We start from the raw sequence: 25,120 nt of genomic DNA, 5'->3' as shown, positions 1-25,120 counted from the left end.
GGGAGGAGTTGACATGTAGGCGATTGCCTACATAAGCTGCCTCGCATGTCCGACGAAGTGTTTGTGGCGTTGGCCAGTCCGGCCCGGCGGCGACTGTTGGAGCTGCTGGCGGACGGGCCCTGGACGGCGGGCGACCTGGCGGCGCAGTTCGACATGAGCCGGCCGTCGGTGGCGGAACACCTGAAGATCCTGCGCAACGCGGCGCTCGTCCGCGACGAACCGGTGGGGAGGCAGCGGTTCTACCACCTCGAGCCCGCACCACTGGAACAGGTCGGCGACTGGCTGCACCCGTTCGAGCGGTTCTGGCGCGAGCGTTTGCGCACCATGGCGGAACTCCTGGAAAACGAGGACGAATGACCTACTCCCGTACCGGCGTCATCCACGTCGATCAGTTCATGAACGCACCGGCCGCGAAGGTGTGGCGGGCGCTCACCGATCCCGAAGTGCACGCGAAGTGGTGGGCGCCCGGCGACATCAGCGACCAGCCCGGCCACGAGTTCCACCTGCGGATGCCGGGCTTCGGGGAGATCCCGTGCAAGATCATCGAAGCCGACCCGCCGCGGCGGCTCGTCTACACCTTCAACGGCGACTGGACGCTGACCTGGGACCTCGTCGAAGAGGGTCACGGCACCCGGCTCCTGCTCACGCACTCCGGGTTCGACCTCGACGACAAGCGGCAGCGCGACGCCTGCGAGCGCATGGGCCCCGGCTGGCGAGACGAGGTGCTGCCGCGATTGGCGAAACTCCTGCCGGACCTGGGCTGACCGCCGCGAGCCACCGGGCGGGCGCGGCAGGCGGCAGCCGACCACTGCGAGCAGCTCGTAGCCTGCGGTGACCACCACAAACAGCCGCACAGGGCGGTCACGAACCGCTGGATGGGCGGGAGGTGAGCACTGCGGACAGCCAGACACTGCCCGCGAACAGCGGGACGCCGACCATCGCGAGCGGAGCCGGAACGCCGTGGACGCGGCCTCACGGGCTGCTACCGGTGAGGCCGCGTCCAGGGCTGAGCCACCGGGCGGAACAAGAGCCTTCTCGTACCTAGTTCGCCCGTTCGGCGGCCAGTTGTCAAGGGCGCCATTCGCGGCGGTAGTCAGGATGGTCGGCGTAGGGCAGCGCGAGCAGGCGCAGCGTCCGGCACCAAGTCTGCCCCGGCTCCCCGCCGGGGACGTGGCAGATCTCGCACCAATAGTCCCCGCCGTACAGGGGGAAGCCGGCGACGCGGTCGGTCACCGTGGTCTCGTGGGCCTCGACGATCAACCGGGTCGCCTCGACCTCGCGGATCATCCGGTTGATCGATTCGAGCTCCACCGTGCCGAGGCCGCGGATGCGCATCTCGGTCTGGGTGGCGAGGTCGGCACGATCGAGCTGATCGCCCGCCTTGCCCTTCTGCACCGTCCGCATGATCAGGCTCTGGCGTTCGTTCACCCTCGCGGTCAGGAACGCCACCAGGTCGGTCAACGGGGATCGTCCTTTCTCGGGCCAGCCGAAACCCCGCGCGATCCCCGGATCAGGCCCGCGTACGGGGCCCACCGCGCTTAATTGCTCGTCGGAAGTATCTCACCGAGCGTTACGAATCAGACATAACAAGGAGGTCACTACCTGCTCGATGCTCACCGAGCGTGCACAGGCTGCGACGCTCAGGGGCGCTGGACCACGACCCCGAGCACGCCGGGGCCGGTGTGCGCGCCGATCACCGCGCCGAGTTCGGACACCACGCAGCCCGACGAGTGCGGCAGCTGGTCCTCCAGCCGGTTCGCCAGCTCGACCGCGCGCTCCGGCGAGGCCAGGTGGTGCACGGCGAGCTCCACCGGGTCGTCCCCGGCGGCGCGGACCGCCAAATCCACCATGCGCGCCATGGCGCGGTTCATCGTGCGCACCTTCTCCAGCGGCAGGATGCGGCCTTCGGCCATGTGCAGCACCGGTTTCACCGCCAGCGCGGTCCCCAGCAGCGCGGCGGCCGAGCCGATCCGGCCGCCGCGGCGGAGGTGTTCCAGGGTCTCCACCACGAACAGCGTCTCCGAGCGGCGAGCCGCCTCCACGGCGGCCTTCTCCACCTCGGCGGGTGAGGCGCCCGAGGCGGCGGCGGACGACGCGTGCAGCGCGGCGAAGCCGAGCCCCATCGCGGTGGTGCGCGAGTCGACGATGCGGACCTTGTCCGGGCCGACCTCCTGCGCGGCCAGCACCGCCGCCTCCCAGGTGCCCGACAGCTCACGGGACAGGTGCACCGAGACCACCGCCTCCGCGCCGTCGGCCAGTGCGGCGCGGAACTGCGTGGCGAACTCCGAGGGCGTCGGCCGGGAGGTGGTGACGATGCGGCGCTGGCCGAGTGCTTCGGCGAGCGCGGCGGGCCCCACATCGGTGCCGTCCAGTGCGGACACCCCGTCGATGAGCACGTGCAGGGGCACCACCCGGATCGCATGCCGGTCGGCGAAGCCCTCCGGCAGGTGGGCGGTCGAATCCGTGACTACGGCTACCGGCACCGCCCCAGCCTACGGTGCCTCGCGTGGTTCTTCGGTGAACAGCAACGGGGCGACTAGTTTTGCCATTTCGGCGCCCACCGCGGCGTGTCCCGCCCAGCCCCAGTGCATGCCGTCGGGATTGCCGTGGCCACCGAGCACGTGCGGGCCGACGACCTCGGCGAGGTCGAGCATCGGCACGTCGCGCCGCCGGGCCCAGTCGGCCATCGCCGCCGCCGCGCCGGGGCGGGCGGTGTGCACGCCGCCGTAGGACGCGGCGCGGTGCACCGACGGCAGCATGCCGACGATCGGCAGGTCCGGGCGCAGCGTCCGCAGCGCCTCGACCGACATGTCCAGGTACCGCACGGTCAACGCGGCGGGCAGCACGGCGGGCCGCCCGCGCAGGGCCACCGCCAGCCGCGGCTGGGCGGCGAGGTAGGCGCGCCGGGCGACCCGGCGCAGGCCGTCCGGGCGCAGGTAGCGCAGCCCGGTGCGCAGGTACGTCGGCAGCGGCGACGGCAGCGTGTCCATGCTGCCGATGGCGAGCAGCACCACGTCGGCCCGGTGCAGTTCGGCCCACACGCGCGGGTCGCCGGTCAGCGACCACCACAGGTCGCGCGCGTTCCAGCCGAAGCCGGCGACCAAGTCGGCGGTGCCGCCGAGCGCGTCGGCGGTGAGGTTCGGCCAGAGCCGGGGTTCGTCGGCCGCGTACTCGTGATCGGGGCCGTGGAAGCTCAGCGAGTCCCCGAAAACCAGCAGCCGCGGGCTCACCCGGTGATGCCCGCGTTGTACGCGATCAACCGCCACATCTCGTTGCGGCGCCCCAGCTCGACCCAGTGGCAGTTGGCGATGCCCCCGAGCGTGGGCCAGGTCTCGACCGGCAGGCCGAGCAGGCGCGCGGTCAGCGCGGTGATCAGCCCGCCGTGCGCGGCCAGCAGCACGGTGTGCCCGGCGTCGGCGGCCATCAGGTCCGCGACCACCTCGTACGCGCGATCGGCCACGTCCACGCGTGACTCACCGCCGGGCGGGGCCCAGGTGGCGTCGGTGCGCCAGAGGTCCCGCTCGCCGGGGTACTTGGCGTCGACCTCGGCGCCGGTCAGGCCCTGCCACTCGCCGAGGTGCGTCTCGCGCAGGCGCTTGTCGATGCGCAGCGGCACGCCGATGGCCTCGGTGAGCACGGTGGCGGTGTCGGTGGCGCGGTGGAGGTCGGAGGCGATCACCAGCTCCGGCGAGAAGCGGGCGAGCGCGGGCGCGGCGAACCGCGCCTGGTTCCAGCCCACCTGCGTCAGCGCGGAGTCGAGGTGCCCCTGCATGCGGCCGGCGGCATTGTAGTCGGTCTCACCGTGCCGCCACAGCACCAGCCGCTGCGTCACGGGCGCTCCTCGGCTGGTTCCTCCTCGTCGGCACCCACGGCCAGGCCGTCGACCTCGATGCGCGGGCAGTCCTTCCACAGCCGTTCGAGGCCGTAGAACGAGCGCTCCTCGTCGTGCTGGACGTGCACCACGACGTCGACGAAGTCGAGCAGCACCCAGCGGCCTTCGCGCGCGCCCTCGCGGCGGACCGGCTTGTGCCCGGCTTCGCGGAGCTTCTCCTCGACGTTGTCGACGATGGCGCCGACCTGCCGTTCGTTGGGGGCCGAGGCGATCACGAAGGCGTCGGTGATCACGAGCTGGTCGGAGACGTCCAGCACGACCACGTTCGACGCCTTCTTGTCCGCCGCCGCGTGTGCGGCGGTGACGGCCAGTTCCCGGGCTTCGGACGTGGCGGTCAACAGGGCTCCTTCGGGTAAACGGATGCGCCCGATGAGGGTACCCGGATCAATCACGGGAGCCGGTGACGGTGTCCGTCCAGGGGGTCAGTCGGCGAGCGCGTAGGCCAGCGGCTGCGCGGTGCCGACGACGACCGAGCACGCGCCGTCGTCGGCCACCCCGTCGGCGAGGACCTCGATCAGCTCGGCGACAGGCTGCCCAAGCGGACCGGGATATGTGCGGTAGCCGATGCGGGCCACGCAGCTGTCCGGATCGGCCGTGCTGGCTTCCAGCCAAGTCTCCCGGCCGCCGAAGACCAGCTTCTGCCCGGCGGACGGCGGCGCGTCACGGGTGAAGCGGATCTGGACGGTGTCCGGTCCGATCGGGCTGTCGTGGGCGCACGACCAGTCGCCGACGCCGTGGTCCAGTTCGACGGGATCGCGGCCGGGCGCGGCCTCGGCGAGCAGGCTGCAGGCGTTCTGCCAGGCGAGCGACGCGGGATCGGGCGCAACGGAGCGGCGGGGTAGGCGGCCGGAGGCGAGCACGGCCAGCGCGCCGTCCGTGGCGACGTCGGCGATCGCGCAGAACTCCACCGGGCCGCCGACGCCGTCCCGCCGGGTGACCGAGATGGCCACGGTGTACTCGTGCGTCGCTGGGAGGAGATGGCGCTCACACCCGGTCTCTTCGCCGGCGAATCGGGTGAGCTGGAATCCGCCTGGCCGGTCCTCGCCCGGGGCGCCGGTGATCGACAGCGGTTCCAGCTCCGCGGTCACGTCGACGCTCGCGCCGGAAGGCGTGCGGACCAGCAGGCCACATTGGCTGAACTCACCGCGATCCGGCTCCGGGACGACCTCGCCGAACTCGGCCAGCGCCGGTGGGATCAGCAGCGCGCAGAGGTCCGCCGAACGCGCGTCGAACGGCGGTGCGGCGGCGGGTGGTGGCGCGTCCTCGGGCAGGACGGTCACCAGCACGGCCGCCGCTGCGGCGACCACGACCGCGGAAGCGACCGCGATCCGCCAGCCACGACGGCGACCCGCCAACCGAAGCCGAGCGCGGCGACCGGCCGCAGCCCCGAGCCGACCGCGGAAGCCAACCGCGGATTCGAGCTGATCGCGGTGGCCAACCGCAGACCCGAGCGGGTCGCGGTGGCCAACTCCAGCCCGAAGGCGACCGACTGCAGCGCCGCGGCCGACCGCGGAGCGCATCGAGCGGCGGCGGCCGACCGCAGTCCGGAACGGACGGCGACGGCCGACTGCGGCGCGGATCGTTTTCTCGTCCGCGCCCGACGACACCAGTTCCAGCAGCGCCTTGGCCCGCGAGGCGTCGGGCCGGGCGGAGGGGTCGACGGCCAGCAGCGCGGTCAGCACCGGCGTGAGCGCACCGGCGTGTTCCGGCCGTCCCACCTCCCCGGCCGCCGAGCGGCGGAGGAGGACCAGCGGGTGTTCGGCGTCACCGAACGCCGAACGCCCTTCCACCGCGCGGAAAAGCAACACCCCCAAGGAAAACAGGTCCGAAGCCCGCGTCGGGTCGGCACCGTTGGCGACCTCCGGCGCGAGATAACCCGGGTACCGGGGACCAGCGAACCCTGGGTCATGGTGACTTCGTTCCACAGTGGACGGGAGATGCCGAAGTCGGTCAGCTTCACCGTGCCGTCGTCCGCGATGAGGGTGTTGCCCGGCGTGACATCGCGGTGGACCACGCCGGCGCGGTGCACGGCGTCCAGCGCGTCGGTGAGGTGGGCGCCGATGCGCGCGGCGTCGCGTGGCGGGAGCGGGCCGTCCTCCCGCAGCACCTCGGCGAGGTTGCGCGACGGCACGTACTCCATCACCAGCCAGCGGTCCCCGTGCTCGGTGACCGACTCGTACTGGGCGACCACGTTCGGGTGCCGCAGACCGGTCGCGAACTCCTGGTCGGCCCCGACCCGCTCCGGCAACCGGTACCGGCCCGCGACCAGCTCCCCCTCGCGCACGGGGCTCAGTCTTGCCGGTACAGCCCGCGTTTGTCGATGTACCGGACCACGCCGTCGGGCACCAGGTACCAGACCGGCTCACCGCGCTCGACGCGTTCGCGGCAGCCGGTGGAGGAGATCGCCATCGCGGTCACCTCGACCAGGCTCACCTTGCCGCTGGGCAGGTGGTGGTCGTTGAGGTGGTACCCGGGCCGGGTCACGCCGATGAAGTGGGCCAGGTCGAACAGCTCGTCGGCGTTGCGCCAGGTGAGGATCTGCTCGAGGGCGTCGGCGCCGGTGATGAAGTGCAGTTCGGTGTCCGGGTACTCGGCGCGGAGATCACGCAGCGTGTCCACGGTGTAGGTCTGCCCGCCGCGCTCGATGTCCACCCGGCTGACCGAGAACACCGGGTTGGAGGCGGTGGCGATCACCGTCATCAGGTACCGGTCCTCGGCGCGGGTGACCACCCGGTCCGACTTCTGCCACGGCTGGCCCGTCGGCACGAAGATGACCTCGTCGAGGGCGAAGCGCGACTGCACCTCGCTGGCCGCGACGAGGTGCCCGTGGTGGACGGGATCGAAGGTTCCGCCCATGACCCCGATTCGACGCCGTTCTGGCATGAACAAGCAGCGTACGTGGCGTCCCCGGACCGGAACGAAGAGGGCGCGGTGCGCGGGTCTGTCCGCACCGGACACCCGCGCACCGCGCACCGGCGGCCTGGGGGAACCGCCGGGTACCGGCGTCCCCGCGGAGCGGAGGCGGTACACCCATGACAGAGGCGGGCGCCGGAGCGGAATGACGGCCGGGGCGCCATCGGGCCAGTGACCTGCGTCACATACACTGCGCGCGAACCTGTCGGACCCATGGGGTAGAGGTGGTGGCGTGCACACCGACACCGCAGACACCACGGGGCTCCGCCAGCGCTCCGACGAACTGCTCCGCGCCCTCGCCGGGGACGCCGCCGTCCTGCGCGAGGACCAGTGGACCGCGATCGAGGCGCTGGTCGCCCACCGGCGGCGCGCGCTGGTCGTGCAGCGCACCGGCTGGGGCAAGTCGGCGGTGTACTTCCTGGCCACCGCGTTGCTGCGGGAGCAGGGCGCGGGCCCGACGGTGATCATCTCGCCGCTGCTGGCGCTGATGCGCAACCAGATCGCCGCGGCGGCGCGGGCCGGGATCCACGCGGCCACGATGAACTCCGCCAACCAGCAGGACTGGGACGAGGTGCAGGCCGACATCGCCGCCGGGCGCACCGACGTGCTGCTGGTCAGCCCCGAACGGCTGAACAACCCGGACTTCCGCGACAACGTGCTGCCGAAGCTGACCGCCACCGCCGGGCTGCTGGTGGTCGACGAGGCGCACTGCATCTCCGACTGGGGCCACGACTTCCGCCCCGACTACCGGCGCCTGCGCACCCTTCTGGGTGAACTCCCCGACGGCGTACCCGTGCTGGCGACCACGGCGACGGCGAACAACCGGGTGGTCACCGACGTGGCCGAGCAGCTGGGCGTCGGCGCGCACAGTTCCGGCGACGCGCTGGTGCTGCGCGGACCGCTCGACCGCGAGAGCCTGCACCTCCAGGTGGTCCGGGTGCCGACCGCCGAGGCCCGGCTGGCCTGGCTGGCCGAACGGCTCGGCGAGCTGCCCGGCTCCGGGATCATCTACACGCTCACCGTCGCCGGCGCCTACGACGTGGCCAGGCTGCTCAACGAGCACGGTTACCCGGTCACCGCCTACACCGGCAAGACCGAACCCGCCGACCGCCAGGCCGCCGAGGACGACCTGCTGGCCAACCGGGTCAAGGCGCTGGTCGCCACCTCCGCGCTGGGCATGGGCTTCGACAAGCCGGACCTCGGTTTTGTGGTGCACGTCGGCGCGCCGTCCTCGCCGATCGCCTACTACCAGCAGGTCGGCCGCGCCGGGCGTGGTGTGCACCGCGCCGAAGTGGTGCTGCTGCCCGGTCACGAGGACGTGGAGATCTGGCGCTACTTCGGCTCGCTGGCCTTCCCCGGCAAGCGGGTGGTCGACCAGCTGCTGGACGCGCTGGCCGTGGCCGACCGTCCACTGTCGACGGCCGCGCTGGAGCCGAAGGTGGAGCTTTCGCGCACCCGCCTGGAAATGGTGCTCAAGGTGCTCGATGTGGACGGTGCCGTGCGCCGGGTGCGCGGGGGCTGGGAGAGCACCGGGCAGCCGTGGGAGTACGACGCGCGGCGCTACGAACGGGTCAGCGAGGCGCGCAACGCCGAGCAGCAGGCCATGCTCGACTACCAGAACACCACCGGCTGCCGCATGCAGTTCCTGCTCACCCAGCTCGACGACCCGCACGCCGCACCGTGCGGCCGTTGCGACAACTGCACCGGCAACCACCTCTCGGCCGCGGTCTCCGAGTCCATTGTCGACAAAACGGCCCAGGATCTGCGCCGGCCGGGCGTCGAACTGGCCTCGCGGCGGCAGTGGCCGACCGGCATGGCCGGATTGGGCATTAAGGCCTCGGGCAAGATCGCCGCCGGCGAGCAGACCGAACCCGGCCGCGCGCTCGGCCGGTTGACCGACATCGGCTGGGGCAATCGTTTGCGCGAGCTGGTCGGAGACTCGGCGGCCGACGGTGCGGTGCCCGACGCGGTGTTCCAGGCGTGCGTGCAGGTGCTCGCCGCGTGGGACTGGGCCGAACGCCCGGTCGCGGTGGTCTCGCTGCCGTCGAGCACGCGCCCCACCCTGGTGCGCGACTTCGCCCAGCGGATCGCCGAGATCGGCAGGCTGGACTACCTCGGCTCGCTCGCCGCCGACGGCGAACGGCCGCGCCGGGCGAACAGCGCGCAACGCGTGGCCGACCTGTGGAACCGGCTGTCCCTGCCGCCGGAACTGGCCGAGGCCGTGGCGGAACTCAACGGCCCGGTGCTGCTGATCGACGACGTGGCCGACACCGGCTGGACGATGGCCATCGCCGCCCGGCTGCTGCGCCAGGCGGGGGCACCGGCGGTGCTGCCGTTCGCGCTCGCCAGCACTTCCTGAGCCGCGGACTGGAACGGGGATCTTCCAACTCACCCATTCGTGTGGCAGGGTCCCACGTCAACCGGACCGAGCACGGAGGATCAGCCATGGTCGAGTCGAGTCCTCAGGTACAGCACCGCCTGCCGGTCAAGAAGCTGTTCGCGGCCAGCGTCGGCAACGCGCTGGAGTGGTTCGACTGGACCATCTACGCGACCTTCAGCATCTACTTCGCCGCCGCCTTCTTCCCCGGCGAACTGTCCCAGGTGAACACCTTCGCCACCTACGCGCTGGCGTTCTTCTTCCGCCCGCTCGGCGGTTACCTGCTCGGCCGGTTCGCCGACCTCCGCGGCCGCAAACCGGCGATGATCCTGACCATCGTGCTGATGGCGGGCGGCTCGGTGATGATCGGCGTGCTGCCCACCTACGAGCAGGTGGGCTGGCTGGCGCCGATCCTGCTGCTGGTGGCGAGGATCGCGCAGGGCCTCTCGCTCGGCGGCGAGGTGTCGAACGCCTCGGCCTACCTCGGCGAGATCGCCCCGGCCCCGCGCCGTGGCCGGTACTCCTCGTTCTTCTACATCTCCACCGGCACCGCGGTGCTGATCGCGTCGGTGCTCGGGTACGTGCTCGCCGAAACGCTGACCAAGGAGGACCTCAACTCCTGGGGCTGGCGCATCCCGTTTCTGCTCGGTGGCGTGATGGGGCTGATCGGGCTGTGGCTGCGGCGCAGCCTGGCCGAGACCGAGCAGTTCGAGGAGAACAAGGGCACCGCGCGCCGGGTGGAGCGGCCGCTGCTGACCACGCTGCGCGAGCACCCGAAGTCGGTCGGCAGGCTGATCGGCTTCACCATGCTGTCCACGCTCTGCTACTACACCTTCTTCAGCGCGCTGACCCCGTTCGCGGTGAAGACGCGCAAGGCCGACGACACCGAGGTGTTCCTGGCGCTGTCGATCGCCACCGCGTTGTTCGTCGCGCTGCAGTACCCGATGGGCGTGCTGGCCGACCGGTACGGCCGCAAACCGCAGCTGATGGTGTGGTCGGCAGCCACCGCGATCCTGATCATCCCGTTGTCCTCGCTGGTGAAACCCGGGTTCGGCAACCTGCTGGTGGTGTTCTGCGTCGGGCTCGGCCTGTACACCGCGATGACCTCGATCGCGCCGGCGATCATGTCGGAGCTGTTCCCGACCGAGCTGCGCGCGCTGGGCATCGGTGCCTGGTACAACCTGACCGTCGCGGTCTTCGGCGGCACGGCACCGCTGCTGATCAGCTGGCTGGCCACGATCGGCCAGCCGAACCTGTTCTTCATCTACGTCGCCGTCGGCGCCGCGGTCGCCTTCCTGGTGATCCTGAAGCTGCCGGAGACGAAGGGCAGCGAACTGCGCTGACCGGGCACGTCACTCGCGCGCGGCCACCAGCGAGACCGGGGACGGCCGCGTCGCCAGCCACGTGGTCCACACGCTGGTCACGCCGACCGCGGCGAACGCACCGGCGGCGAGGAAACCCAGCAGCCGCCACGGCACCGCGACCACCGGCATGCCGACCAGCACCCCGGCCAGGGTGAGGCAGCCGAGGCCCAGCCCGATCGCGGTGACCATCCACGCCTCGACCAGCGCCATCCACACCACCTGCCGCCGGGTCAGCCCGGTGACCCGCGCGGCGGCGAACTCCACGCCGCGCTCGGCCCCGGCCATCACCACCGCGTTGACCACGGCGACCGCCGTGTACAACCCGGACAGGCCCATCAGCGCGGCGAGGAACGCGGTGTTGTCCTGGTTCTGCTTCTCCACGTCGGCCGCGATCCAGTCGTCCATTGTGGACACGGTGCCGACGTTCACCGGCGCGGCCCCGGGAGCCAGTCGCACCAACGAGACGGCGGGTGCCTCGGCGACGACCGAAGCGGGCACGGCATCCCTGGGCAGCAGGAAGGTCGCGCCCTCGGCGACGGTCTCCGGCATCACCGCCACCACTCGCAGTTGCCGCTCGCCGTCCGGGAAGACCGCGCGCATCGAATCCCCGATCCGGATGCCCTCCCCGACCAGCGCCGGACCCACCGCGACGGTGTCCCCGCGCAGTTCGGCCAAATCCCCCGCCTTCGGCCGGATCAGGTGGGCTTCCTGGTAGGCCGCCGGGTCGATCACGATCAGGCCGTCGTAGTAGTTCTCGGTGCGCGTCCAGCCCTCCTCCCGCAGGTCGGCCTGGATGCGGATGGGCACCGATACCTCCACCGAAACCCCGTCCACACCGGGGATCGAGGCGATCCGGTCGGCCTCCGCGCCGGTCGACTCGACCACCAGATCGCCCACCGTGGTGCGCCGCTGCTCCTGCTCGCTCAGTTCGGCCAGCGAGGCCATGGTCCCCGCCAGCCCGAGCACCAGCCCGGTGAGCACGATCAGCGGCGCGGCCGTGGAAGCGCTGCGGCGCACGCCGTCCCGCAGGTTCGCCTCGGCGATCTCCCCCACCACGGTCCGGCGCAGCAGCAAGCCGAGCAGCCGCCCGGCCAGCGGCACCACCAGCGGGCTCAGCACGCTCAGCCCGGCCGCGCCGACGATCGCCACCATCATCGACATCGCCAGCGCGCCGGCCAGTTCGACGCGCTGCGCCAGCACCACCAGCCCGGCGCAGAAGGCCACCATGGACAGTCCGGTGAACCAGCGGCCGATGGTCATCACCCGCTGCACGGAACCGCTGTCCCGCAACGCTTCCAGCGGCCGGACCGCGGCCGCGCGCCGGGCCGCGCTGAGCACGCCGAGCAGGGACACACCGATGCCGACGAACCCGGACACCCACAGCACGCGCGGTTCCCACGCCACCGAGAAGTCCGACGGCACCAGACCGAGCCCGCCCAGCAACCACGACTGCGGCCAGGTCGCCACCACCCCCAGCGGCACGCCGAGCGCGGTACCGGTCACCCCCAGCAGCAGCGCCTCGGCGAGCAGCAGCCGGTACAACTGCCCGCGCCCGCCCCCGACCAGCCGCAACAGCGCGAGTTCCTGCCGCCGCTGCGCCACGGTGAAGGCGAACGTGGAGCCGACGATGAAGAACCCCAGGAAACCGGACAGCAGCACGGTCATGCCCATCAACGTGGCCGCGCCCTCGAACCCGTCGCGGACCCGGTCCGCGGTGGCCGGGTCCAGCCCCTCCGGGATCCGCCCCCGTGCCGTCGACCCCATCACCAGCAGGGACGACTGCACCAGCGCCACCCCGAGCGCGACGGTGACCAGCGCACCCCCGAACAACCTGCGCTTCTCCCCGAACGTGCTCAGCGACAGCCGCAGCATCACGCCTCCAGGCTCGCGAGCCGGTCGGCCACCTGCCGCGCGGTCGGCCGCAGCAGCTGGTCGACGATCCGGCCGTCGGACAGGAACACCACCGCGTCGGCGGCGGCCGCGGCGACCGGGTCGTGCGTCACCATCACCACCGTCTGCCGCGCCCGGTCGACCATGTCGCGGAGCAGGTGCAGCACGCCACGCGCGGACTTCGAATCCAGTGCCCCGGTCGGCTCGTCGGCGAACAGCACGGCGGGCCGGGTCACCATGGCGCGCGCGATCGCCACCCGCTGCTGCTGCCCGCCGGACAGTTCACGCGGGCGGTGCCGGACACGGTCGCCGAGCCCGACCGAGGCCAGCACCTCGTGCACCTCCGCGCGCGAGACCTTGGCGCCGGACAACCGCAGCGGCAGCGCGACGTTCTGCTCGGCGGTCAGCGCGCCCAGCAGGTTGAAGCTCTGGAAGACAAAGCCGATCGCGCTGCGGCGGAGGCCGGTGAGCACGCTGTCGGGGGCGAGCGTGATGTCCCTGCCGAGCAGCACCACCCGCCCGCCGCTGACCCGGTCCAGCCCGGCCGCGCAGTGCAGCAGGGTGGACTTGCCCGAACCGGACGGCCCCATCACCGCGGTCCAGGTGCCGGGCGGGAAGCCGATGCTGACCCGGTCGAGCGCCCGCACCCGTGCCTGCCGCTCGCCGTACTCCCTGGTCACCTCCCACAGCTCGATCGCTGGCACCACGCGTATCCCGGCTTCCGCACTCACCCGCCCAGCAAAGCGGTACCGGCCGGGTGCGGGCACTACCTCCAGCGCCCGAACCGGGGTAGACCCAGCTCTACCGGCTAGGGTCGGGCTGGTGACCACAACCGCGCTGGAGGCCTTGGGGCGGCGGAGCTTCCTGCTCAGCCGGTGGCCGTGGCGCGCGGCGGCGTACCTGCTCGGTTCGCTGGTCACCGCCACCGTGACGGCGGGTGCGCTCAGCCTGCTCTGCCTGCCGTGGCTGGTCCTGGTGCTCGAGTCCGCTTCGGACGGACCCGGCACGGTGGCGGCGCTGCTCGCACTGGGCGCGCTCACCTTTGGCCTCGGCGGTCCGCTGCTCGCGTTGCCGCTGGCGGGATTGGAACGACGGCGCCTGCGGCTGGTGGACCCGCGCAAGGTCACCTCCGGCCACCGGCGGCCGTCGTCGCCGGGGCTCGACCTGTGGGTCCGCACGCGGTTCACCGAGGCTGCGACATGGCGCGAGCTGGGTTACGCGGTGCTGCTGGCCACGGTGGTGCTCGCGGCCTGCGTGGCGGTGCTGGTGTTCGCCGTGCTGGCGGTTTCCCTGCTGGCGAGCCCGTTCCTGATCGAGGGCGGGACGGTATCGGTCGGCTTCCTGACCATCAGCACGCTCGGCGAGTCGGTCTGGGGCGTGCTCGGCGGCCTCCTCCTGCTCGTCGCGTTGTGCTACCTGGGCACCCTCGTCGCCGGGCTGCACGGCGTGCTGGCCAGAACCCTGCTGCAGGGTGACCAGCTGATCGAGGTGTCGCGGTCGCGTGCCCGCCTGGTCGACGCGTTCGAGGCCGAACGCCGCCGCATCGAACGCGATCTGCACGACGGCGCGCAGCAGCGGCTGGTCGGCCTGACCCTGCGGCTCGGCCTCGCCCGGCTCGACCTGCCGCCGGACTCCCCCGCCGCCGCGCAGCTCGCCGAGGCGCACCACGAGGCCAAGCAGCTGATGGCCGAACTGCGCGAGTTCATCCACGGCATCCGGCCGCAGGTGCTCACCGAACGCGGTCTGCCCGCCGCACTCGGTGAACTGGCCGACCGCTCGGCCGTGCCGGTGACCGTCCACAGTGCACTGAAAAGCCGGCTGCCCGGCGCGCTGGAGGGCACCGCCTACTTCGTCGCGTCCGAGGCGCTGGCCAACGCGGCCAAGCACAGCGAGGCCACCGCGGTCGAGATCGACGTGCGGCTCGACCGCGATTCGCTGTTGCTGGAGATCACCGACAACGGGCGGGGCGGCGCCGATCCCGGCGGTGGCACCGGGTTGACCGGCTTGGCCGACCGCGTCGCCGTGCTCGACGGCAGAATGGTGTTGTCCAGTCCGGCCGGTGGGCCGACCGTGGTGCGTGTGGAGCTGCCGTGTCCTCAGTCCGAGTAGTGCTGGCCGAAGACGGCGTCCTGCTGCGCGAAGGCCTTTCCGGCTTGCTCGGCCGGTTCGGCTTCGAGGTGGTCGCCGCGGTCGGTGACGCCACCGAACTGGCCCGCGCGGTCGAGGAGCACCGGCCGGAGCTGGTGGTCACCGACATCCGGATGCCACCGGACTTCACCGACGAGGGCCTGCGGGCCGCGGTCGAGCTGCGCCGGAAGCACCCCGGGCTGGCGGTGCTCGCGCTCAGCCAGTACGTCGAACGCAGCGGCGCGGCCGAACTGCTGGACTCCGGTGACGGTCGCGGGGTCGGGTACCTGCTCAAGGACCGGGTGGTCGACGTCGAGGAGTTCGTCGCCGCGCTGCGGCAGGTGGTCGACGGCGGCACGGTGGTCGACCCGCAGGTGGTGCGGCAGCTGCTCGGCAGGCAGCGGGATCCGCTGAACCGGTTGTCCGGCCGGGAGACCGAGGTGCTCGCACTGGTCGCCGAGGGGCACTCCAACACCGAGATCGCGCGGCGGCTGGTGGTCTCCGAAGCCGCGATCGCAAAGCACGTTGGCAACATACTGAGCAAGCTCGACCTGCCGCCCGCCGAGGACACCAACCGGCGGGTACTCGCGGTACTCGCCTATTTACGCAGGTAAAGCACTTACGTGAGTGGACAAAACGGGGGACTTGGGGGAACGTCCGGGGTCGGTGTACGTCTGAGAAAGTACGACCCTTCGGCGAAAGGCAGCCGTGAACCACCCCAGTGACCCACCCACCGAGCGCGAGCTGAAGGCCGCGGCCGGCCTGCTCGAAGACGAGCTGGACCGGCTCATCGGCGAGTACACCCGCATCGCCGGCGAACAGCCCGCCGTCGGCGTGCAGCCGAGCCTGGCCGCCTACCTGGTGCGCAGCGCGGAACCACCCATCCTGGCGGCGTTGCTGGCCGCCGCGATCGCCCGGCTGGCTTGAGTCAGCGGCGCAGCGGGACCAGATCATCCGCGTGCACGACTTCACGCCGCTGCTCCGCGGGCAGGTCGTGGCTCGACCGGCCGATCAGCTCCGGCAGTTCCACCGCGTCGAAGGCGACCACTCCCCGGGCCACCACGCGCTGGGCCGCGTCGACCAGGTCCACCACGTCCCCGGCTTCGAAATCACCGTCGACACCGGTGATCCCGGCGGCCAGCAGCGACCGGCGCCGCCCCACGACCGCGGCCACCGCGCCGTCGTCGAGGTGCAGCCGTCCACGGGCGTCCGTGGCGTAACCGAGCCAGAACCGGCGTGCGGAGAGGCGGCTGTCCGCGGCGGCGAACGCCGTGCCGACCTTCGCCTCGGAGAGCGCGTCCGCGGCCTGGCCCGCACCCGCCAGCAGCACCGGGATCCCGGCCGCGGCGGCCGTTCGCGCGGCGGCCAGCTTCGAAACCATGCCGCCGGTACCCAGCCCGGAACTGGACATGCCCACCGAAATGCCGTCGACGTCGGCGTCGCCGGTCACCTCGTCGATCCGGCGGGTCGCGCCGGAGCGCGGATCCCCGTCGTACAGACCGTCCACATCGGACAGCAGCACCAGCGCGTCGGCGGCGACCAGGTGCGCCACCAGTGCGGCGAGCCGGTCGTTGTCGCCGAACTTGATTTCCTCGGTGGCCACCGTGTCGTTCTCGTTGACCACCGGGACCGCGCCCAGCGCCAGCAAGCGCGAAAAGGTGCGCTGCGCGTTGCGGTAGTGCGCGCGGCGCACCACGTCGTCGGAGGTGAGCAGCACCTGCCCGACGGTCAACGCGTACCGGCCGAAGGATTCGCCGTACGCGTGCGCGAGCGCGAGTTGCCCCACGCTCGCCGCGGCCTGCTGCGACGCGAGGTCGCGCGGGCGCTTCGCCAGCGACAACGGCGCCAGCCCGGCACCGATCGCACCCGACGAAACCAGCACGATCTGGCTGCCCGCGCCGATGCGGGCGGCGATCGCGTCGACCAGTGCGTCCAGCCTGCTCACGTCGAGCCCGTCACCGGCGGTGGTCAGCGCCGAGGAGCCGACCTTGACCACCAGCCGCTTCGCGCCCGCGACCGCCTGGCGCGTCTCACTCACCCCCGGACTCCTCGTCCGGGCCGTCACGCCGGATGCGCCGGGCTTCCTTGCGCTCGCTGGCGCTGACCCGGTCGGTGCCTTCCAGGCGCACGTCGGTGCCGCGGCCGGACAGGTGCACGGCCACGCCCGGGGTGGACGGCTGCCACTCGAACGAGATGTCGCCGATGGTGACCTGGCTGCCCGGCACCGCGCCCTTGCGGGCCAGCACGTCCTCGACACCGAGGCGGTTCAGCCGGTCGGCGAGGTAGCCGACGGCCTCGTCGTTGCCGAAGTTCGTCTGCCGGATCCACCGCTCCGGGCGGGTGCCGTGCACGATGAAGGCGCCCTCCTCCTCGGGATCGGGCTCGACGGTGAAGCCGCTGTCGTCCACCGCGAGTGGCTTGAGCACCACCTTCTCCGCCTCCGGCGGCGGCTGCTCGGCCCGGTAGCGCTCGACCACCGCGCCGAGCGCGTAGGTCAGCTCCCGCAGGCCCTTGCGCGCCACCGCGGAGATCTCGAAGACCTCCAGGCCGCGCTTCTCGAACTCGGGCCGCACCATGTCGGCGAGCTCGGCCGCGTCCGGCACGTCCACCTTGTTCAGCACCACCACCCGCGGCCGGTCGGCGAGATCGCCGCCGAGACTCGGGGTGTAGCGGGCCAGTTCCGCCTCCAGGGCGTCCACATCGGACACCGGATCGCGGCCGGGTTCGTAGGTGGCGCAGTCGACCACGTGCACCAGCACCGCGCAGCGCTCGATGTGCCGCAGGAAGTCCAGGCCGAGGCCCTTGCCCTGGCTGGCACCCGGGATCAGGCCCGGCACGTCGGCCATGGTGAACACGGTCTCGCCCGCGGTGACCACACCGAGGTTCGGCACCAGGGTGGTGAACGGGTAGTCGGCGATCTTCGGCTTGGCCGCCGAAAGCACCGAGATCAGCGAGGACTTGCCAGCCGAGGGGAAGCCGAGCAGGCCGACGTCGGCGACGGAACGCAGCTCCAGCACCAGATCCCGCGCTTCGCCCGGCTCACCGAGCAGCGCGAACCCCGGTGCCTTGCGTGCCTTGGACGCCAGCGCGGCGTTGCCGAGCCCGCCCCGGCCGCCCTGCGCGGCGACGAAGGTGGTGCCGGGGCCGATCAGGTCGGCGAGCACCTCGCCGTGTTCGGTCAGCACCACGGTGCCGTCCGGGACGCGCAACTCCAGGGTTTCCCCGGCCGCGCCCGAACGGTTGGCACCCTGCCCGATCTTGCCGTTGCCCGCCCGCGCGTGCGGGCGGAAGTGGAAGTCGAGCAGCGTGTGCACGTTCGGGTCGACGATCAGCAGCACATCACCGCCGTTGCCGCCGTTGCCGCCGTCGGGACCGCCGAGCGGCTTGAACTTCTCACGGTGCACCGAGGCGCAGCCGTTCCCACCGTTGCCGGCGGCCAGATGGATCACCGCGCGGTCGACGAACCGGGACGCCATTGCCTGCCCTCTCCAGAAAACTGCTGTCTACATGCGAACGGGCGGTGTGGTCCGCGTATTCCGCAGACCACACCGCCCGGTGGTTTCGCTCGGTCTACCGGCTCAGGCCTCGACCGGCACGATGTTGACCGTCTTGCGGCCACGCTTGGAACCGAACTCGACCGAGCCGGGCTCCAGCGCGAACAGGGTGTCGTCACCGCCGCGACCGACGTTCACGCCCGGGTGGAACTTGGTGCCGCGCTGGCGGATCAGGATCTCGCCCGCCTTCACGACCTGGCCACCGAACCGCTTGACGCCGAGGTACTGCGGGTTGGAGTCACGACCGTTGCGGGAGCTGGACGCGCCCTTCTTGTGTGCCATGGCTGCCTGAACCCCTTACTTGGTGATGCCGGTGACTTCGAGGCGGGTCAGCTTCTGCCGGTGACCCTGCCGCTTGTGGTAGCCGGTCTTGTTCTTGAACTTGTGGATGCGGATCTTGGGACCCTTGGTCTGCTCGACGACCTTGCCGGTGACCGAGACCTTCGCGAGCGCGTCGGCGTCCGTGGTGACCTCGCCGCCATCCACGTACAGCACGGCGGGGAAGGTGTGCTCGGTGCCCGGCTCGCCCTCGAGCTTCTCGACCTCGACGACGTCGCCGACGGCCACCTTGTACTGCTTGCCGCCGGTCTTGACGATCGCGTACGCCGACACGGATGTCTCCTGCTAACTCGACAATAGGGTGGGGGCTGTGCGCGCCGCCCGCGGGTTACCGCGTGCTGGTGGGCGCACAATGCTGGCCTGCCGCTACGGGCGGGCCGTCTTACAGGTTACGTGCCACCCCGGAAGCACTGACAACCGGGGTGGCCAACGTTGTTCACTAACCGTTCTCGTTGGCTCCGACCGGCGGTCCCGCCGGCCGGGAGGCCACCCGGCGGGCACGCCGCCGAGTCGTCTTGGCGGCTGGGGCGGGCACGGAGACGTCGGGGACGTCGGCCGCCTCAGCGGCCTCAGCGGTCTCAGTGACCTCGGAGGCCTCAGTGGTCTCGGAGGCCTGGGCGGTCTCGGAGGCCTCAGTGGTCGCGGAGGTCTCAGCGGTGGCTGGCGGCTCCGTGGCTGCTGGGGCCTCGGTGGAGTCGGCCGCCTGCGGTGTCTGAGCCGCCTCGGGTGCCTTGGCTGCCTCGGGTGCCTTCGGAGCCTCGGGTGCCTCGGGCGCCTGAGCTGTCTCGGACGCCTGCGGGGCCTCGGCGGCCTGGGACGCCTCCGGCTGGGCAGCCGGAGTGGCCTCAGGTGCCTCAGCCACCGGAGCGACCTCCGGCTGCGCGGTAGCCGCCTCGGCCGCTGGCTTGGCTTCGGTCTGGACCGAAGGCCCACCTGCCGGTCGCGAGGCCGAGCGGCGCTCGCGCCGACGCTCCCGCTTGGGCGCCGGAGCAGCCTCCGGGGCCGTAGTCTCCGAGGCGGTGGCTTCCGGGGCCTCTGCAGCAGCCGAGGTGGCTGCCGGGAGTTCCTGGGCCTCTTCGGCGGGCTCCGGCGCACGGCCGTTCAGCTCGGGCGCCTTGCTCTCCCCTGCCGACTTCGAGGCGTTCGCCATCGCCTGGACGGCGGAGACCACCGACTCGCGCTGCTCCGGGGTCGGCGCGTCGGCCTTCGGCTCGGGCTGGGGCTGCTCTTCGGCCTTGTTGCGACCGCGCGAGCGCCGCGACTGGCCGTGCTGGTGCCCGCCACCACCGCCGCCACCGCCGTTGCCGCCACCGGAGCCGTTCTTCGGCTGGTCGGTGGAGACCACCACACCCCGGCCCTTGCAGTGCTCGCACGTGGTCGAGAAGGCCTCCAGCAGCCCGGTCCCGACCTTCTTGCGGGTCATCTGCACGAGCCCCAGCGAGGTCACCTCGGCGACCTGGTGCCGCGTCCGGTCCCGGCCGAGGCACTCGGTCAGCCGCCGCAGCACCAGCTCGCGGTTGGACTCCAGCACCATGTCGATGAAGTCGATCACGATGATGCCGCCGATGTCCCGCAGCCGCAGCTGGCGCACGATCTCCTCGGCCGACTCCAGGTTGTTCCTGGTCACCGTCTCCTCGAGGTTGCCGCCGGAGCCGGTGAACTTGCCGGTGTTCACGTCGATCACGGTCATCGCCTCGGTGCGGTCGATGACCAGGTAGCCGCCCGAGGGCAGCCACACCTTGCGGTCGAGCGCCTTGGTGATCTGCTCGTCGATCCGGTAGTCGGCGAAGACGTCCCCGTTGCCGGTGTAGCGCTTGAGCCGGTCCGCCAGGTCGGGCGCGACGTGCCCGACGTAGCCCTGGATGGTGTCCCACGCCGTGCCGCCCTGGACCTCCAGCTTGGCGAAGTCCTCGGTGAACAGGTCGCGGACCACCTTGACCAGCAGGTCCGGCTCTTCGTAGAGCAGGGTCGGCGCGCCGGACTTCTTGCCCTTGCCCGCCTCGGCCTTCTCCTTGATCACGTCCCACTGCGCCTTGAGGCGGCGCACGTCGCGGTCCAGCTCCTCCTCGGCGATGCCCTCGGAGGCGGTCCGGATGATCACGCCGGCGTCCTCGGGCACGATGCGCTTGAGGATGTCCTTGAGGCGGCGGCGCTCGTTCTCCGGCAGCTTGCGCGAGATGCCGGTGGCACCCCCGGCCGGCACGTAGACCAGGAAGCGGCCGGGCAGCGAGATCTGCGTGGTCAGCCGGGCGCCCTTGTGCCCGACCGGGTCCTTGGTGACCTGCACCAGCACGCTGTCGCCGGTGGACAGCGCCTGCTCGATCTTGCGCGCCTTGCCCTCCAGGCCGGCGGCGTCCCAGTCCACCTCACCGGCGTACAGCACGGCGTTGCGGCCGCGGCCGATGTCGATGAACGCGGCCTCCATCGACGGCAGCACGTTCTGCACGCGGCCGAGGTAGACGTTGCCGACGATCGAGCCGCTGCCCGACGAGGTGACGAAGTGCTCGACCAGCACGCCGTCCTCGAGCACGCCGATCTGCGTGGCGTCACCCTTCTCGGCGACCACCATCGTGCGCTCGACCGCTTCGCGGCGGGCGAGGAACTCGGCCTCGGACAGGATCGGCGCGCGGCGGCGACCGGCCTCGCGGCCGTCACGACGGCGCTGGCGCTTGGCCTCCAGGCGGGTCGAGCCGCGCACGCTGCGCACCTCGTCGCGGGCCGGCTTGTCGGCTTCCTTGTCCTTGTCCTTGCCCTGGCGGACGTGGACCACGGTGTTGGGCGGGTCGTCGGAGCTGGCGGCGTTGTCGCCGTCCTCCTCGCCGCTGCCCTTGCGACGGCGGCGGCGACGGCGGCGCGAGCGGCTGCCGTCCTCGCCGTCGGCGTCGTCCGAGGACTCGTCGGTGTCCTCGCCCTTGCCCGCTTCGGCGGCCTTCTCGGCCGGGGCGTCCTTTTTGTCCTGGTCCTTCGAGTCCTTCTGGGACTTGGCCTCCGGCTCGTCGGCCTCGTTGTCGTCCCTGGCGTCGTCGCCGCCCTTGCCGCGGCCACGGCCACGGCGGCCACGACGGCGGCGACGGCGACCGGCGCCTTCATCGTCGTCATCGTGCGCGGACTGGTCGCCCTCGGCGGAGGTGTCCTCGTCCTCGGCTTCGGCCTGCTCGGGCTCGGGCTCCGGCTTGGGCGCGCGCTTGGCGGGCGCCGCGGCGGGCTCGGGAGGCAGGAACACCGGCGACGGCGCGGCGAAGAGCGGCACGTGCACGGCCGGCCGAGCGGGCTCGGGCTCCGGTTCGGGATCGGCCTTCCGCACGGCGCCGGCCTTCGGCGCGGAGTCAGGCTCCGGCGCGGGAGCTGCCTCGGCAGCCGGGGTCGGCGCTATGGCAGCGGGGGCCTCGACGGCGGGAGCCGGGGCTTCGGCGGCCCCGGGGTCCACGTCCTCGCTGGTGACGCCGAGTGCCTCGGCGACCTGCAGCGCGACCTCCTTCGGCACGCTCGACTGGGCACTGCGCGCGCTCACGCCCAGCTCGACGAGCTGCTTGAGCACTTCACGGCTGCTCGACCCGAGCAGCTTGGCCAGCGCGTGCACCCGGATCCGGGCGGGCAGGTCGGCCAGCGGGCCGTTCTCCGATGCGGTTGCAGGTGTGGCGGGATTCCCGCCGGTGTTCTCGGCGGGTGTGTCCGCGTTCGACATATATCTCCTCCGCCCCCGGGCGCGTCTGCCAGCCTCGAACGGCTGGAAGGACGCGGCCGCGCAGGGGCCCCTTCCTGTGCTGTTCCGCCGTGGTGGGCACCGACGGCGGGAATCCTTGCTGTCTCCGACGGCGCCGGAACCCGCCCGGCTGCCCGTCCTCGGCAGTCTGCTCGGCGACGCGCCGGCTGGGCTCGGGGGTCAACGCCCCCTGGTTCAGGTCGTCTAGCCGCCGGTGGAGGCGGCGACGACATGGCTCGTTCAGCAGGTCACCGGGCCACCACGCCGGGGCCTCCGCGCGACGCGCGGCGACTCCGGCCCAGCGGCCGCCCCGAGTATCCCACACACCGGGGCGGATACCGCGTACTCGGTACCGGCTCATCGGGTTACAGCTGCCTGACGAGCAGCGGGACCGGCGACACGCCAGGTAGTGTGAAAACCGCCACTACCACTTTTCCGCCAGCCACCCGGGCGAACTTCGGCGGACCGCTTGTCCAGGCCCCGGCCGGTGGCTACCGTGCGGGCTCGGGGGTCGGGGGACCCGCTCAGCCCACCGTTTCTTCGCCGAGATGGAGGTACCCGTGCGGCTGCGTGCGAGCACGGTCCTCGCGAGCGCGCTGCTGGTGCTGACCGGCCAGGGCCTGCTGCCGGTGCCCGCCGGCGCGGCCGAACCGGACTGCGCCCCCGGTGCCCGCACCCTGCGCTACGTCGTGCTGTTCGACCGGGGGACCACCGCCGAGCAGGCGGTGGCCGAGGTCGAGGGCGCCTGCGGGCGCGGCACGGCCTTCTACCCGCAGGTCGGCATCGGCGTGGCCACCTCGGCCGACCCGGGGTTCGCCGAGCGGCTCGGGCCCGGCCGCGCGTTCAGCGCGCAGGGCGAACGGGCGAAGAACGCGAAGAAGGCACCGCGGTCCACCGAGACCAGGGCCAAGGTGACAGCGACCGATCCGGACGCGGTCCCGCGTGCCGACCGCACCGCGGAGCAGTGGGACATGCGGGCCATCGGCGCCGACCGGGCGAACCGCGTCCAGCCCGGCAGCTCGCGGGTGGTGGTCGGCGTGCTCGACAGCGGCATCGACGCGGCGCACCCCGAACTGGCCGGCGCGGTGGCCGCCGACCAGTCGGCGAGTTGCCTGTCCGGCGCGCCGGACACCAGCGAACGGGCGTGGCGCCCGACCACTTCCACGCACGGCACGCACGTCGCGGGCACGATCGCCGCGGCGGACGACGGGCGCGGCACCACCGGCGTCGCGCCGGGGGTGCGGATCGCCTCGATCAAGGTGATCGACGACCGCGGGTACGTCGATCCGGAGGCCGCGGTGTGCGGGCTGATCTGGGCGGCCGACCACGGCATGGCCGTGACGAACAGCAGTTTCTTCGTGAACCCGTGGGCGCTTTCGTGCGTGGCCGGGGACCGGGTGCTGCAGGAGGCGCTGGCCCGCACGGTCGAGTACGCCGAGAGCCGGGGCACGCTGAACGTCGCGGCGGCGACGAACGAGGCGGTCAACCTGGTGCCGTCGCCCCGGAGCGGGAAGGCGGGCCGCGGTGGCTGCGAGGCGCTCCCGGCCGGGCTGCGGGACGTGGTGGCGGTGTCCTCGGTGAGCGCGACCGGGGTGAAGGCGGGGTACAGCTCGTACGGGCTGGGCGTGATCGACCTGACCGCGCCGGGCGGGGAGACGGGCGAATGCGTGCTGTCGACCGTGCCGGGTGGGTACGCGCCGCTGTGCGGCACCTCGATGGCGGCGCCGCACGTGACCGGGGTGGCCGCGCTGCTGGCGTCGGAGCACCCGGGCTGGGGCCCGGCCGCGCTGCGGCGGACGTTGCAGAAGCAGGCGACCCCGATGAGCTGCCCGGCCGACTACGACCTCACCGGCGACGGCACACAGGACGCCTTCTGCGCGGGGTACGGCGCTTTCAACGGCTTCTACGGGCACGGGCTGGTCAACGCCTACAGCGCCGTCACCCGCTGACGCACGCCCGTCCTGTCACGAATGTGGCTTTCGAGACGCCAGAGGTCTCGAAAGCCACATTCGTGACAGGGAAGCGAGGGGCTGGCGGCGCGGTTACGAAATCGTCGACCAGGTTCGGGGGGGCGCCAGGGCTGCCGCGTTCGGCCGCCGAAAAAGTGGGCGGGCAGCGCCGAGAGCCTGCCCCTGGCGGGAAGGCGTGAAGTGGGTGCCGCTCGGTCAGCTGAGCAGGAGTTTGTGCAGGCGCCTCGCCGCCAGCAGGATGCCGCAGGTGGTCATCACCAGCAGGTACGCCAGGTGCCCGAGCACCGACCAGTCCAGGAAGCCCGTCGCCAGGCCGCGCATGAGTTCGATGCCGTGGTACAGCGGGAAGCACTTGACCACCCACTGCAGCGCCTCCGGGTACACGCCCAGCGGGTAGAACGTGGTGGAGAACAGGAACATCGGCATCAGCACCAGCTGGATGTAGTCGAACTGGCTGGTGGACCGCAGGAACGTCGCGCACGCCATGCCCACCGCGGCGAAGGCGAACGAGACCAGCACCGCCGCGGGCAGCAGCAGCACCGCCCACGGCGAGGTGAGCAGGCCTATCGCCCCCATCACCGCGACGAACGCCGTCGAGTAGAGCGCGCCCCGCACCACGGCGAAGCCGATCTCCCCGAGCGCGATGTCCAGCGGCCCGATCGGCGTGGCCAGCATGGCGTCGTACAGCTTCCCGTACCGGAAGCGGAAGAACACGTTGTACGTCGAGTCGAAGACCGCGCCGTTCATCGCGGACGCGGCGAGCAGGCCCGGCGCCACGAACGCCACGTAGCTCATCGCCTGCCCACCCGGCCCGACCACCTCGCCGACCAGGCTGCCGAAGCCGATCTGGAACGCCAGCAGGTAGAACAGCGGCTCCAGCGCCCCCGAGACGAACACCAGCCAGTGCCGCGAATAGACCAGCGCCGACCGTTCGAGCAGGAACCGCGCCCGGCCCGCGTACATCGACGGCGGCAGCACCCGCAACAACAAC

24 protein-coding genes are annotated in these 25,120 nt (G+C 72.0%); 8 read left to right on the top strand and 16 right to left on the bottom strand.

What is annotated here, in order from left to right:
• Nucleotides 1-45 precede the first annotated feature (45 nt).
• Together JYK18_RS21455 and JYK18_RS21450 are read left to right on the top strand one after the other, a co-directional pair.
• On the top strand, nucleotides 46-357 hold the full coding sequence (locus tag JYK18_RS21455) for a metalloregulator ArsR/SmtB family transcription factor (RefSeq protein WP_307795982.1): 312 nt from the start codon (nucleotides 46-48) through the stop codon (nucleotides 355-357).
• The gene (locus JYK18_RS21450) at nucleotides 354-764 is read left to right on the top strand and encodes an SRPBCC domain-containing protein (protein ID WP_206803710.1); all 411 of its coding nucleotides are present in this window, start codon (nucleotides 354-356) and stop codon (nucleotides 762-764) included. Before JYK18_RS21455 ends, JYK18_RS21450 begins: the two co-directional genes overlap by 4 nt.
• Nucleotides 765-1,068: 304 nt before the next feature.
• On the opposite strand, the gene JYK18_RS21445 is transcribed toward JYK18_RS21450, so the two are convergent.
• The 8 genes from JYK18_RS21445 to nadD form a co-directional block, all read right to left on the bottom strand.
• Nucleotides 1,069-1,461 carry a DUF6221 family protein gene (locus JYK18_RS21445; protein WP_206803709.1) on the bottom strand — a complete coding sequence of 131 codons (393 nt, stop codon included), beginning with the start codon at nucleotides 1,459-1,461 and terminating at the stop codon, nucleotides 1,069-1,071.
• Nucleotides 1,462-1,640: 179 nt separating this feature from the next.
• A complete protein-coding gene (locus tag JYK18_RS21440; RefSeq protein ID WP_206803708.1) occupies nucleotides 1,641-2,483 on the bottom strand; it encodes a DegV family protein in 843 nt (280 codons plus the stop codon).
• A 9-nt stretch (nucleotides 2,484-2,492) separates the two neighbouring features.
• Nucleotides 2,493-3,230 carry a diglucosylglycerate octanoyltransferase gene (gene octT, locus JYK18_RS21435; RefSeq protein WP_206803707.1) on the bottom strand — a complete coding sequence of 246 codons (738 nt, stop codon included), beginning with the start codon at nucleotides 3,228-3,230 and terminating at the stop codon, nucleotides 2,493-2,495.
• A complete protein-coding gene (locus JYK18_RS21430; protein ID WP_206803706.1) occupies nucleotides 3,227-3,832 on the bottom strand; it encodes a histidine phosphatase family protein in 606 nt (201 codons plus the stop codon). The genes octT and JYK18_RS21430 overlap by 4 nt, the downstream gene beginning before the upstream one ends.
• Entirely contained in the window at nucleotides 3,829-4,230 is a 402-nt protein-coding gene (rsfS, locus tag JYK18_RS21425; protein ID WP_206803705.1) for a ribosome silencing factor, read from the bottom strand. The genes JYK18_RS21430 and rsfS overlap by 4 nt, the downstream gene beginning before the upstream one ends.
• 84 nt (nucleotides 4,231-4,314) lie before the next feature.
• Nucleotides 4,315-5,610: a hypothetical protein gene (locus JYK18_RS21420; protein ID WP_206803704.1), complete on the bottom strand. Its 1,296-nt coding sequence runs from the start codon at nucleotides 5,608-5,610 to the stop codon at nucleotides 4,315-4,317.
• Nucleotides 5,568-6,176: a serine/threonine-protein kinase gene (locus JYK18_RS21415; protein ID WP_206803703.1), complete on the bottom strand. Its 609-nt coding sequence runs from the start codon at nucleotides 6,174-6,176 to the stop codon at nucleotides 5,568-5,570. Before JYK18_RS21415 ends, JYK18_RS21420 begins: the two co-directional genes overlap by 43 nt.
• Before the next feature lie 5 nt (nucleotides 6,177-6,181).
• Entirely contained in the window at nucleotides 6,182-6,775 is a 594-nt protein-coding gene (gene nadD, locus JYK18_RS21410; protein ID WP_206803702.1) for a nicotinate-nucleotide adenylyltransferase, read from the bottom strand.
• 262 nt (nucleotides 6,776-7,037) lie between these two features.
• Between nadD and JYK18_RS21405 the strand changes: the two genes are divergently transcribed.
• Nucleotides 7,038-9,164: a RecQ family ATP-dependent DNA helicase gene (locus JYK18_RS21405; protein ID WP_206803701.1), complete on the top strand. Its 2,127-nt coding sequence runs from the start codon at nucleotides 7,038-7,040 to the stop codon at nucleotides 9,162-9,164.
• A gap of 86 nt (nucleotides 9,165-9,250) precedes the next feature.
• Nucleotides 9,251-10,525 (top strand): MFS transporter, encoded by a 1,275-nt coding sequence (locus JYK18_RS21400; protein WP_206803700.1) that lies wholly within the window; start codon nucleotides 9,251-9,253, stop codon nucleotides 10,523-10,525.
• Nucleotides 10,526-10,534: 9 nt separating this feature from the next.
• Here JYK18_RS21400 and JYK18_RS21395 read toward each other — a convergent pair whose 3' ends face one another.
• On the bottom strand, nucleotides 10,535-12,418 hold the full coding sequence (locus JYK18_RS21395) for an FtsX-like permease family protein (RefSeq protein ID WP_206804394.1): 1,884 nt from the start codon (nucleotides 12,416-12,418) through the stop codon (nucleotides 10,535-10,537).
• Nucleotides 12,418-13,149 carry an ABC transporter ATP-binding protein gene (locus JYK18_RS21390; RefSeq protein ID WP_374195057.1) on the bottom strand — a complete coding sequence of 244 codons (732 nt, stop codon included), beginning with the start codon at nucleotides 13,147-13,149 and terminating at the stop codon, nucleotides 12,418-12,420. The genes JYK18_RS21395 and JYK18_RS21390 overlap by 1 nt, the downstream gene beginning before the upstream one ends.
• Before the next feature lie 109 nt (nucleotides 13,150-13,258).
• Here JYK18_RS21390 and JYK18_RS21385 point away from each other — a divergent pair, with 109 nt between their 5' ends.
• The 3 genes from JYK18_RS21385 to JYK18_RS21375 all read left to right on the top strand — a co-directional run bounded on the left by JYK18_RS21385 (nucleotide 13,259) and on the right by JYK18_RS21375 (nucleotide 15,490).
• The gene (locus JYK18_RS21385; RefSeq protein WP_307795980.1) at nucleotides 13,259-14,545 is read left to right on the top strand and encodes a sensor domain-containing protein; all 1,287 of its coding nucleotides are present in this window, start codon (nucleotides 13,259-13,261) and stop codon (nucleotides 14,543-14,545) included.
• Nucleotides 14,527-15,177 (top strand): response regulator transcription factor, encoded by a 651-nt coding sequence (locus JYK18_RS21380; protein ID WP_206803697.1) that lies wholly within the window; start codon nucleotides 14,527-14,529, stop codon nucleotides 15,175-15,177. Before JYK18_RS21385 ends, JYK18_RS21380 begins: the two co-directional genes overlap by 19 nt.
• 94 nt (nucleotides 15,178-15,271) lie before the next feature.
• Complete coding sequence (locus JYK18_RS21375; RefSeq protein ID WP_206803696.1) at nucleotides 15,272-15,490, top strand: hypothetical protein; 219 nt, start codon at nucleotides 15,272-15,274, stop codon at nucleotides 15,488-15,490.
• A gap of 1 nt (nucleotide 15,491) precedes the next feature.
• Here the strand turns inward: JYK18_RS21375 and proB are convergent, their stop codons facing one another.
• The 5 genes from proB to JYK18_RS21350 form a co-directional block, all read right to left on the bottom strand.
• Nucleotides 15,492-16,601, bottom strand: coding sequence for a glutamate 5-kinase (proB, locus tag JYK18_RS21370; RefSeq protein WP_206803695.1), 1,110 nt, complete (start codon nucleotides 16,599-16,601; stop codon nucleotides 15,492-15,494).
• Nucleotides 16,594-18,039, bottom strand: coding sequence for a GTPase ObgE (gene obgE / locus JYK18_RS21365; protein ID WP_206803694.1), 1,446 nt, complete (start codon nucleotides 18,037-18,039; stop codon nucleotides 16,594-16,596). Before obgE ends, proB begins: the two co-directional genes overlap by 8 nt.
• Nucleotides 18,040-18,141: 102 nt before the next feature.
• Nucleotides 18,142-18,399 (bottom strand): 50S ribosomal protein L27, encoded by a 258-nt coding sequence (gene rpmA, locus JYK18_RS21360; RefSeq protein WP_206803693.1) that lies wholly within the window; start codon nucleotides 18,397-18,399, stop codon nucleotides 18,142-18,144.
• Between the two features lie 15 nt (nucleotides 18,400-18,414).
• The gene (rplU, locus tag JYK18_RS21355) at nucleotides 18,415-18,729 is read right to left on the bottom strand and encodes a 50S ribosomal protein L21 (RefSeq protein ID WP_113696810.1); all 315 of its coding nucleotides are present in this window, start codon (nucleotides 18,727-18,729) and stop codon (nucleotides 18,415-18,417) included.
• 166 nt (nucleotides 18,730-18,895) lie between these two features.
• Nucleotides 18,896-22,141: a translation initiation factor IF-2 N-terminal domain-containing protein gene (locus JYK18_RS21350; protein WP_206803692.1), complete on the bottom strand. Its 3,246-nt coding sequence runs from the start codon at nucleotides 22,139-22,141 to the stop codon at nucleotides 18,896-18,898.
• Between the two features lie 566 nt (nucleotides 22,142-22,707).
• Between JYK18_RS21350 and JYK18_RS21345 the strand changes: the two genes are divergently transcribed.
• The gene (locus tag JYK18_RS21345) at nucleotides 22,708-24,108 is read left to right on the top strand and encodes a S8 family serine peptidase (RefSeq protein ID WP_206803691.1); all 1,401 of its coding nucleotides are present in this window, start codon (nucleotides 22,708-22,710) and stop codon (nucleotides 24,106-24,108) included.
• Between the two features lie 216 nt (nucleotides 24,109-24,324).
• Here the strand turns inward: JYK18_RS21345 and JYK18_RS21340 are convergent, their stop codons facing one another.
• Nucleotides 24,325-25,092, bottom strand: a complete 768-nt coding sequence (locus JYK18_RS21340) for an ABC transporter permease (protein WP_206804392.1) — start codon at nucleotides 25,090-25,092, stop codon at nucleotides 24,325-24,327.
• Nucleotides 25,093-25,120: the final 28 nt, after the last annotated feature.

It is taken from the genome of Amycolatopsis sp. 195334CR (genome assembly GCF_017309385.1).
Lineage (GTDB): Bacteria > Actinomycetota > Actinomycetes > Mycobacteriales > Pseudonocardiaceae > Amycolatopsis.
The sequence above is the reverse complement of the archived record's forward strand: the minus strand, read 5'-3'. Positions and strand labels throughout refer to the sequence as shown.

Excerpts from the sequence above, each read along its gene's own strand:
- JYK18_RS21455 (WP_307795982.1), top strand. The coding sequence starts at position 46 with ATGTCCGACGAAGTGTTTGTGGCGTTGGCCAGTCCGGCCCGGCGGCGA.
- JYK18_RS21450 (WP_206803710.1), top strand. The coding sequence starts at position 354 with ATGACCTACTCCCGTACCGGCGTCATCCACGTCGATCAGTTCATGAAC.
- nadD (WP_206803702.1), bottom strand. The coding sequence starts at position 6,775 with ATGCCAGAACGGCGTCGAATCGGGGTCATGGGCGGAACCTTCGATCCC.
- JYK18_RS21400 (WP_206803700.1), top strand. The coding sequence starts at position 9,251 with ATGGTCGAGTCGAGTCCTCAGGTACAGCACCGCCTGCCGGTCAAGAAG.
- JYK18_RS21395 (WP_206804394.1), bottom strand. The coding sequence starts at position 12,418 with ATGCTGCGGCTGTCGCTGAGCACGTTCGGGGAGAAGCGCAGGTTGTTC.
- obgE (WP_206803694.1), bottom strand. The coding sequence starts at position 18,039 with ATGGCGTCCCGGTTCGTCGACCGCGCGGTGATCCATCTGGCCGCCGGC.
- rpmA (WP_206803693.1), bottom strand. The coding sequence starts at position 18,399 with ATGGCACACAAGAAGGGCGCGTCCAGCTCCCGCAACGGTCGTGACTCC.
- JYK18_RS21350 (WP_206803692.1), bottom strand. The coding sequence starts at position 22,141 with ATGTCGAACGCGGACACACCCGCCGAGAACACCGGCGGGAATCCCGCC.
- JYK18_RS21345 (WP_206803691.1), top strand. The coding sequence starts at position 22,708 with ATGGAGGTACCCGTGCGGCTGCGTGCGAGCACGGTCCTCGCGAGCGCG.
- JYK18_RS21340 (WP_206804392.1), bottom strand. The coding sequence starts at position 25,092 with ATGTACGCGGGCCGGGCGCGGTTCCTGCTCGAACGGTCGGCGCTGGTC.